Here is a 10,180-nt window from a genome sequence, read left to right as displayed (position 1 = left end):
TCGTGGAATTTTTAGCCTGCAGTTCTCCCGTGGTCGTCACATTAATTTCAAATGTCCCCTGCTCAGGTGAAGTAAAAATCGCCGGTGCTTCACTGGATTCACTTCCGAATGCAAACCAAAAGATAAACAGCAGTGCTATTGCACCACCCCAAAAGAGATATTTTTTATTTTCTAAAAAAGCCATGCTGTATTTTTTTGCCTTGTAAGCTCATAAAATGTGATTAGAGAACATACCCGCCAACGAATATACCAACTCATATTGAATCAATTCTGAAGATGGTACCGCTTATTATCTCAATAGTACCTTATCAACAATTACTATGATACGTCAAAAAAGAAAGCCATGTAGTCATACGAAATCTATTTACAAAAGTTTTACATTTTTTTTATGTATCCGATCTCGCTCTTTGGGAGCGCGCTGCTTGCAAGCGGATGCCACGCTGCAAAGGGAAAATCCTGCGGTTTAACCCGGATTACCTCACCAGGAAATTTGTACTTCAGCAAGGCGAAGGAAAAATAGCAGCGGAGACGTACCCCCTGCGCCCGGCACGCTATTTTTATCTTCAACGCCGCTGACGGACAACCTTCGCAGTATGTCACACGCTGTTATAATTTTTTTTCTCAAAAATTGATAGAAATTTATCTGTATCATATGGTTACCACAATACACCATACATCTTAGTGAGAAATACGGGTCAGTGGCTTAAGGCGGGAAAAAGGCGAAAGGAGGTCCGCTGTGTACTACAGGGAAAAGCTATGATAAAAGCGGCCGGCGATTATTCGTCGACCACCGTATTGTCCATCAACCCCGATTCGGGATCGTACTTTGTCGCATACTCCGTTTCGTTAACAATGGTTTTGGGATCGTTGTGTTCATCTACAATTACCACCCTGGGCCTGAATCGTTCCGCTTCTTCCGGCGACATATCCGCATAGGCTATCACGATAATGCGGTCGCCTACCTGCGTCCTCCGTGCGGCGGCCCCGTTCAGGCAACACACCCGCGAGCCGGCCTCCCCGGGAATGGTATAGGTTTCAAGGCGTGCGCCGTTGGTAATATTAACCACTTGCACCTTTTCATAGGGCAGGATGCCGGCCTCATCCAGCAGGTCGGAATCAATCGTTATACTGCCCTCGTAATGAAGATTCGCTTCCGTGACCTTCATTTGATGCAGCTTTGATTTGAACATCGTAACTTTCATGATCGTGCTTATGTCTCAACAATAAGATTGTCTATTAACCGTGTTTCTCCAAGATAAACAGCTCCGGCCAGAATATATTTGTTCCCGGATGTAACCTCGCCTGCCGGGGCCACTCGATCAAAGGAAAACACCTCAAGATAATCAATTTCAAACCCTTTTGCTTCCAATTCCTTTTTCTGGTGATCCAACAGCAACCCAATATTTGTCGCCCCATCCAAAATCTGCTGCTTTACGTAGCGCAGTGAGCGATACAGGCCGGGGGCCCGCCTTCGCTGATCCTCCTTTAAATAAGCATTGCGACTACTCATCGCCAGTCCGTCGTTTGCCCGTTTTATGGGCCCCATGATCAATTCCACATCATGGTTAAACTCCGTAACCATCTGCTCCAGGATGCGAAACTGCTGAATGTCTTTCTGGCCAAAAACAGCAATATCCGGCTTCACGATATTGAACAACTTGTTGACGACCAGCAGGATACCTTCAAAGAAACCGGGGCGCGACTTCCCGTCCATATGGTCATTCAGCTCATCCACCTCAATGCGCAAAAACCGTTTGCCCGGGTACATGACATCGTCGGTCGGCACAAAGACCGCCGCAATCCCTTCTTCACTACAGAGGGCAAGGTCCTCGTCAAGGGACCGGGGATACTCATCAAAATCTTCGCCGGGACCAAATTGCTCGGGATTCACATAAATGGAAACAATCACCTCATCCGCCCGCTGCTGCGCAAGGCGAAACAGTGACAGGTGTCCCTCGTGCAGGGCCCCCATCGTGGGCACGAACCCCACTGTTTTACCCTGTTTTTTAAGCTTATCCACCGTCTGACGGATCTCATCAATGTGCCGTATTGCTTCCATATATTTACGAGGGATAAAAGCAGCATTTTAATGCAGCCAAACTCTGCAGAATCAAGATCATTCTTCGTTTTCCTGCCGGGTTATACGGCCCGATCGGGGTCGAAGTCTTCCAGCAGCTGTTTTACGCGATTCAGGAAAGCCCCGCCGTGCGCGCCGTCTATAATGCGATGATCGTAACTCATGGAGAGATACATCATATGCCGGATGGCAATCACATCCCCCTCCTCCGTCTCCCGGACCACGGGACGCTTTTCAATCGTCCCTGTTCCTATAATCGCTACCTGGGGCTGGTTGATGATCGGAGTTCCCATCAGGTTGCCCACACTCCCATAGTTTGTCAGCGTGATGGTGCCGCCTACCAGGTCGTCGGGACTCAAATTTTTATTCCGGGCCTTCACGGCAAGGTCATAGACCGCATTGGCCAGACCGACCAGGTTCTTCTCCTGGGCGTGTTTTATGACCGGCACGATCAAGCCTCCTTTGCCTCCTTCACCCAGCGCAACGGCCAGACCGAAGTTGATATCCTTCTTCAACAGGATTTGATCATTCTCGGTATCCACCGAACTGTTAATCAATGGGAATTCGCGAATCGCCTGGATGATTTTTTCTATAAAAAGCGGCGTATAGGTCAGTTTAACCCCGGCGCGCTCCTTAAACTCCGCTTTATGTTCTTCGCGCCAGCGGACCAGCTTTGTCACATCCACTTCCGAGAACGTTGTTACGTGAGCGGACGTCTGCTTCGACCGGATCATATGCCTGGCAATGGTCTTGCGCATACGATCCATCTTGATCGTTTCAACATTTTGTGAGGGACGCTGTATATCCAGCTCGCCCGCTGAAATAGAACGCTGTTGTCCCTCTACGGGAGCCTGTTTCTGCCGGGCCGCAGGCTTGCCCGATTCCTCCTCACCTGCTTTTGCAGGCTGCCCAACCTCGCCCGACTTCCGTTTTTCAAGGTAGTCCATGATATCCTCCTTGGAAACCCGTCCCCCTTGACCCGATCCTTCGATCGTCTCAAGCTCTTCCTGCGAAATGCCTTCCTCTTTCGCGATAGAGCGCACCAGCGGAGAGTAGAAGCGACCGTCGCTTCCGATACGCTGCGGCTCCGTTCCATCTCCTTCCGGCGGTGCCCCGCCTGCAGCATCCTCCGTTGCGGCAGCAGATTTCCGCGGAGCCGCCTCTTTCCCATCCGTCGTTTTCTTGTCCGAACCGGCTGCTGAAGCAGCCTTTCCGGTCGCAATAACAGCGATCGTTTGTCCCACTTCAATGGTATCGCCCTCTTCAGCTAAAATCTCAACAAGCGTTCCGGCCTGGGGCGAAGGAACTTCCGTATCTACCTTGTCGGTCGCAATTTCGAGGAGAGCCTCATCTTCTTCCACGGGGTCGCCCACATTCTTGATCCACTCTATCACCGTCCCTTCCATCACGGATTCTCCCATCTGGGGCATCTGTACCTCAACCCGCTCGCCTTCTTCTTCACCGGCTGCATCTTCATCTTCCTGCCGATCTGCACCTTCACTTTCCTGCTCATCAGCTTCTGGAGAAGCCTCGCGCTCATCCTCAGCCGCTTCTTCCGTCTCTTCGGCTTCCGGCTGATCTACCTGCTCTGCCTCTACCTCCATCTCTTCCTCATCCGATCCATCATTCGCAATGGCTTCCTCAGCCGCCTCTGTATCCGTTTCGATGACTGCGATAACCTGGCCCACTTCGATCGTCTCATCCTCTTCAGCTAAAATCTCAACGAGAATGCCGGCCTGCGGCGAAGGGACTTCCGTATCCACCTTGTCAGTCGCAATTTCGAGTAGCGTCTCATCTTCTTCCACGCTGTCCCCAATATTCTTACTCCATTCTATCACCGTTCCTTCCATCACGGATTCCCCCATCTGGGGCATTTCTACTTCCACTCGGGCCATCGTTAGTCAGATTAAATCGTTAAAAATTCAGATAGAAATTTATTTACAAAGAAACCACCTTCAGCGTTCATTCAGCAGCCTCAAAGATCTTAATAAATGCGATTAGATCAAAATAGATGCAACATGATACTGTATCCAGTATGCGTACATTTGGCATTAGCACTACTCCTTCAAAAGCTCTTGAATGCGTGGCTCAAGCTCCTTGATTGTCACGGCACCGACGGCAAAATAGCGAAGGCTTCCCTCCTTATCGATAATATAGGTGGTGGGGACTCCCATCGTCGGACCGTATTTGTCCATAATCGTGCCATCATCGATAACAACCGGATAGTTTACCTCGTATTTTTCTAAAAAAGGATCCACTACCGACCGGCCCTGCTCGTCAATAGAAACGCCCAGAATTTCAAGTCCCTGATCACGGTATTCGGAATAGAGATCGACAAACTCAGGGGTTTCTTCGTGGCAGGGAGCGCACCAGGTGGCCCAAATATTCAGGAGCACTACGTTGCCCTTCTGCTGTGACAGCTGAAAAGTCTCCCCACCCAACAGTTGTACGCTGAAATCTTTGGCCTCCGCCTTGTTCTGGGCAGGATATAACGGGGCGGAGTAAGGGTCCAGCCGGGGAGCGGTTTCTGTGGGTTTTGAATCTGACCTGTTTTGATCCGGCTGGTCGGAGGCACAGCTCCATCCCACCAGTACGACCAGCGCCATTAAAAAACCTGTTTTTACTTTCCGGAGCATCATGAGAAATCCTATTCTGCTTTTTTAATAACTCGCATAGGTATCCCGGGTTCCCTGCCCGTCAAAAAGGATGACATCGTACGGGTCGGTCCGGTTCCCCTGCTCCATGCCCGGCGAACCGACCGGCATCCCGGGTACTGCTAATCCAATGGCATCGGGACGTTCCTCCAGCAGCTTTTTGACCTCTTTCACCGGCACGTGTCCCTCTACCACGTACCCATCCACAAGCGCGGTATGGCAGGAGCCCATATTATAGGGGACCCCCAAATCGGCTTTTATGCCTGCTATTTGATCGGTGGGCTTCTCGGTAACCGTAAAACCGGCTTCCTCCATGTGGTCACCCCAGGCCGTACAGCACTCGCATCCGGGATTTTTATACATCACGACCTCGTCCGCACTCTGTGCCTGCATTGCGGACTGCTGTTCATAATAGTTATCGATAATATACCAGATCGCGCCGGCGGCAATGAGAACAATGGCGGCGGCATAGGCAAAAAAGCGGGTGGGTTTCATAAAAAACGGAATTGATTCATGATAATGGTTAGAGGAAAGATAAGGATTCTTCCGGTCGATTAGAACTCCAAAATAGGCGCTTTATTCTGCAAAAAAAGACCCGGCCTGCACACCTAAACTACCGTATTTATGCGGGCTGACCTCGTAAGACCCTTCATACAAAGAACGACCGTACAATAATGAACGTTCTACCAGGCAATAAACATGAATGAACATTTAAGTATAGGTAACCAAGATGAAAATAGGAATTATCGGTTCCGGAAATATTGGAGGAAATTCAGGCATTCACCTGGCCAATGCCAGCTAACCCAGCGCGCGTTCCAGGTCCTCCAGCAGGTCCTCGTGATGCTCCAGTCCCACACTGATGCGAATCAGGTTCTCCGGGGTCTCGGAACCGGCGCCCTCGCTGCTGCGCCGGTGCTCCCAGGTCGTCTCGACGCCGCCGAGGCTGGTAGCGCGACTGATAAGCCGGGCTCTGCCAACAGTATCCATGGCCTGGCCCCGGTCGCCGTCGATCAGAAAAGAGATCATCCCTCCATACCCGCTCATCTGTTTCCGGGCTATTTCGTGTCCCCCGTTAGAAGCCAGTCCGGGATAAAACACGTTGTTCACCCGGCTGTGATCTTCCAGAAAGCGAGCCAGCGCCTTGGCATTTTCGTTGTGACCGCGCATCCGGTAGGAGAGCGTTCGGGTGCTGCGGGCCAGCATCCAGCAGTCGTCCGGGGAGGGTACGGCGCCCCCTATCTGTTGAATAAGCCGGATTTTATCGAACAGCGGACCTTTTTCCCTGGCCACCACCGCGCCGCCTAAAATATCGCTGTGGCCTCCAAAATACTTGGTGGTCGAGTGCACCACCAGGTCGGCCCCCAGCTTCAGCGGCAGCTGATTAACCGGGGTTGGCCAGGTGTTGTCTACACACACAATGACGTCCCTGTCGCGTGCCAGGGTACTTATGGCCTCAATATCCATGATGTTCATCATGGGGTTGGAGGGCGTTTCCACCCAGATGAGGCGAGTATGTTCATTGATATGGTTTTGGATATTCTCCAAATCAGTCATATCGATAAAGTCGGCCTGAAGTCCCCACGGCTTCATTAGCTCATTAACCAGCCTGCGGTTTCCGGCGTACACATCACGGGGAATAATGATGTGGTCGCCCGGAGAGAGGGACCGTAGTACTGCTGATGCGGCTGCTACCCCGGAAGAAAATGCGGCCGCCGCTTCGCCCTCTTCCAATACCTTTAATACATGTTCCCACTGCACCCGGTTGGGATTTTCAAGCCGCGTATAGTGCCAATCACCTTCCGAGCGACCTTCTTTATCTATTTCATACACGGTGGACCGGTGGACCGGCGGTACGATATCAACCGTGTCGTTGGCGACGTCCATTGCGGCGTGAATGGCTTCTGTTTCTTTATGCATAATACAATTTGGTTCTATGTGTAATATTCTAATTCAAAGGCCAAGACAGGTTTCAGAAGATTTCAATTTTTGTTCCCACCAACTTAACAAGAGTAAACACAACGGATATCTTCTTCAAACACCATTTTTCAATTATACGAATCACCGCCCCTGATCGCTTTAATCCGCTGCAGTACCGGAGGATGCGAATAGTTCAAAAACACATAGAACGGATGGGGCGTCAGGTTCGAAAGGTTATCCCTGGACAGCTTTTTCAGGGCATTGATCATCGGTTGTCTCCGGTAGGTAGAGGAAGCAAATGCATCCGCCTCGAACTCGTATTTGCGCGAAAGCACCTGCATAAAGACCGAGACGATCATATCAATGGGAGCGTAGAGCATGCCAAAGAAAATGAGTCCGGCATACACCGACATCTGTTCCATATAAAAAGCATCGAACAATCCCCGGGAGTTGAGGAATACCGAAAGCAGGAAGAACATAATGCCGGTCTGCAGGATGCTGATGCCCATATTTTTAATAATGTGCTTCTTTTTATAGTGACCGATTTCATGGGCCAGTACCGCCACCAGTTCATCCTCGGTATGATTGTCAATGAGCGTATCGTAAAGGGCGATCCGTTTATTCTTGCCGAATCCCGTAAAGAAGGCGTTGGATTTACTGCTCCGCTTGGAACCATCCATCACATATACCCCCTCCATGGCAAAGTTCACTTTGTCGGCATAGCTGCGGATTTTCCGGCGCAGATCGCCCTCCTCCAGCGGTTCAAAATCATTGAATATGGGCATAATCCAGGTCGGGGCCACAAACTGCACAAAAAGCGTAAATGCGGTCACCGCTCCCCACGCATACAGCCAGGCATACTGGTCTATAAAAGTGAAGAACGCCAGGATGCCCGCCAGCAGCGGTCCCCCGAGCACAACCCCCAGCGCGAGGCCTTTCAACAGATCCATCACAAACGTCCTGGGCGTCGTTTTGTTGAAGCCGTATTTTTCCTCAATGACAAAGGTGGAGTAAATACTGAAGGGCAGCGACAGAACGCTTTTGGCAAGAATCAAGAGCCCGATATATGCCAGCCCGGTCCAGATAACACCCAGCTCCCAGCCGCGTACGATCTCGTCCAGCCAGTTAAACCCCCCGGCAAACCAGAACCCCAGCAACAGTACCAGGTTAAAGGCCGAGGTGAGAATCCCAAATTTGGTCCGCTCTTTCGTATAGGCCTGCGACTGCGCGTAGGTCTCCTCATCATACACATCGCTGAACTCGCCGGGCAGTCCCTCGTCCAGTGACCGGAGGTTGTAATAATCGGCCACCAGGTTGAGTACAAAATCGATGGCCAGCGTGGCCAGGATAATAACCGCAAAGATATTCATGGTAAATCAGCTAACTTTTGTGTACAAGTTCGGGAGGACGCCAAACAGTATTCAAATGTTTTCATCCGCCGTTTCCTCCATCATACATGCCGCCGCATCCCAACCGTCGTAATCACTGGTATTGCAGCGGACTAACTGTTCCGGGCCGTTTTCCGTTCCATCAGCCGCTCGCTTACGGAAGCCATATAATAACCCAAATTATCAATCATTTTCAAAGCCCAAAGTTACGGAAGTTGCCAATGATCTTTAAATGTATCTTTATTTAACATGTTGGGTTCTGTCAATAAATTTGTAATTTCGCACTTTGTTTCTAACTCTGTTTAACAAACGCTACTTATGGCAGATTTACGCCGCGAACTTGGCTTTTGGGACGCCCTGACTATCGGGGCGGGAACCATGATTGGCGCCGGCATCTTTCTTCTCGCAGGTGTAGCATTGGAACTAACCGGTCCGGCAGCAATATTTTCATATCTGATTGCCGGATTTATATGTATCATTACCGCATCCAGTGCTGCTGAACTGGCTACCGGTATGCCGACTTCCGGCGGCGACTACTTTTTTGTCTCCCGTTCACTGGGACCTGCCTTTGGGGCTATTTCCGGGGTGGGAATTTGGTTAAGCCTCACATTTGCCATTTCCTTTTATCTCTTTGGACTGGGAGAATACCTGAGTCAATTTTTACCTCTGACTCCCTTCTGGGGAGCGGTATTCGGTGGACTTCTGCTGATCATTCTCAACATCATTGGAGCGAAAGAATCGGGTCGAACGCAAGTGGTTATCGTTCTCACCCTGTTTGTTATTCTGGGAGGATTTAGTTTTTTCGGCTTTTTCAACATCGAAACGGCCAACCTCAATCCTTTTTTTCCACTGGGCTTTGAGCCTGTCTATGCTACCACGGCACTGGTATTTGTCTCTTTTTTGGGTTTTGTGAAGATTGCCGCCGTCGCCGAGGAAATAAAAGAGCCTTCCAAGAATCTGCCGCGTGCGCTCATTGGATCGGTTGCTCTCGTTACTGTTTTGTATGTGGTTATCCTTTTGGTTATAGCAGGTATCTTTCCGCAGTCAACTATTCGCGAAGTAAGAGACCCCCTGACAACAGCCGCCCGGCAAATGTTGGGAGGATTTGGTGGTGTAGCCATTATTTTTGCAGGACTACTTGCTACATTATCATCCGCTAATGCCAGCATTATGGCCTCTTCCCGGATCAATCTTGCCATGGCACGCGATCGGATGGTACCAAAATGGCTTAGTAAAATTCACGAAAAACTGCTCACGCCTTACCGGGCAATCCTGCTTACGGGGATTTTGGCCCTTGGCTTTTTACTGATAGAGAGTCTCGAGGATCTCGCTAAAATTGCCAGTGTTTTGCAATTATACAGCTATGCTGCACTTAATATTGGCTGCGTTGTATTGCGTGCGGCCAATCCGGATTGGTACAAACCCAGCTACCGCACACCGGCAAATCCATACGGACAGCTTATAGCAGCCACCGGTTGTCTGGGGGTCATCCTATATTCGGGTCCTTTTGCACAAATTGCCATCGTTATTCTGATTGTTGTAAGCCTTGCCTGGTATGTAATATGGGGACGTCAAAAAGTTTCTATTGACCATGCAATCCCATTATTCAAAGAGCGATGGCAGGAACACGGCTGGAGTCTCTTCCGCCTGCCAACGGAAAAAGCCGAAGCGGAAGAAGTGGAGGAATGGATCCCGACTAAACGTCCCCTTAATACCAACAAGCCCCGTCATTTGGTTACAGCGCTGGCAAATCCCGAGCATGAAACAGATTTACTGAAGCTTGCTCAATACATAGCCACCGGAAAAAACAAGTCCGGTATTGTGGAGGGAATGCATATTATTCACGTTCCCTACCAGACGCCTATTTCTACCATTCGTGAAAAATTGGAGCAGCGACCCTCTATACAGCGTAAAATCGACGCTATTCTTGAGCAGGAGGCTGGAAAAACGCAACATGTCCAGCAGGAATATCGTGAGGTTCTTGTGAACACTGATTTTCGATCCGTTACTGAAGCAGCCCATGACGCATTTGGTGCCATCATTTCAGAAACGCAAAAGCGCGGAGCAGATATGCTGCTGATGGGCTGGCAGGGAGGCTTTAGCGTGGGACGTATTTACAATTCGCCGGTTCAGCGCATTGTCCA

General features: G+C 50.1%; 8 protein-coding genes and 1 pseudogene. 1 reads left to right on the top strand and 8 read right to left on the bottom strand.

Going from position 1 to position 10,180, the window contains the following annotated elements:
- The 8 genes and pseudogenes from ACESLU_RS07510 to ACESLU_RS07475 all read right to left on the bottom strand — a co-directional run.
- A pseudogene (locus tag ACESLU_RS07510) lies at positions 1-184 on the bottom strand (RND transporter); the annotation flags it as partial.
- 592 nt (positions 185-776) lie between these two features.
- Positions 777-1,202: an aspartate 1-decarboxylase gene (gene panD / locus ACESLU_RS07505; RefSeq protein WP_372637339.1), complete on the bottom strand. Its 426-nt coding sequence runs from the start codon at positions 1,200-1,202 to the stop codon at positions 777-779.
- Positions 1,203-1,210: 8 nt separating this feature from the next.
- Complete coding sequence (gene panC / locus ACESLU_RS07500) at positions 1,211-2,059, bottom strand: pantoate--beta-alanine ligase (RefSeq protein WP_372637336.1); 849 nt, start codon at positions 2,057-2,059, stop codon at positions 1,211-1,213.
- 80 nt (positions 2,060-2,139) lie between these two features.
- Positions 2,140-3,972 (bottom strand): 2-oxoglutarate dehydrogenase, E2 component, dihydrolipoamide succinyltransferase, encoded by a 1,833-nt coding sequence (sucB, locus tag ACESLU_RS07495; protein WP_372637334.1) that lies wholly within the window; start codon positions 3,970-3,972, stop codon positions 2,140-2,142.
- 162 nt (positions 3,973-4,134) lie between these two features.
- Complete coding sequence (locus tag ACESLU_RS07490) at positions 4,135-4,716, bottom strand: TlpA disulfide reductase family protein (RefSeq protein WP_372637331.1); 582 nt, start codon at positions 4,714-4,716, stop codon at positions 4,135-4,137.
- Positions 4,717-4,737: 21 nt separating this feature from the next.
- The gene (locus ACESLU_RS07485) at positions 4,738-5,226 is read right to left on the bottom strand and encodes a DUF411 domain-containing protein (RefSeq protein WP_372637329.1); all 489 of its coding nucleotides are present in this window, start codon (positions 5,224-5,226) and stop codon (positions 4,738-4,740) included.
- 303 nt (positions 5,227-5,529) lie between these two features.
- A complete protein-coding gene (locus ACESLU_RS07480) occupies positions 5,530-6,648 on the bottom strand; it encodes a PLP-dependent aspartate aminotransferase family protein (RefSeq protein WP_372637327.1) in 1,119 nt (372 codons plus the stop codon).
- A gap of 128 nt (positions 6,649-6,776) precedes the next feature.
- Positions 6,777-8,018 carry a M48 family metallopeptidase gene (locus ACESLU_RS07475; RefSeq protein ID WP_372637325.1) on the bottom strand — a complete coding sequence of 414 codons (1,242 nt, stop codon included), beginning with the start codon at positions 8,016-8,018 and terminating at the stop codon, positions 6,777-6,779.
- Between the two features lie 336 nt (positions 8,019-8,354).
- Here ACESLU_RS07475 and ACESLU_RS07470 point away from each other — a divergent pair.
- Positions 8,355-10,180, top strand: a 1,826-nt coding sequence (locus ACESLU_RS07470) for an APC family permease (RefSeq protein ID WP_372637322.1), incomplete at its 3' end; no start/stop codon positions are given.

Origin of the sequence: Fodinibius sp., from assembly GCF_041642155.1 — a bacterium.
Lineage (GTDB): Bacteria > Bacteroidota > Rhodothermia > Balneolales > Balneolaceae > Fodinibius.
Note: the sequence above shows the minus strand (reverse complement) of the source record. Positions and strands in the feature narration are given on the sequence as shown.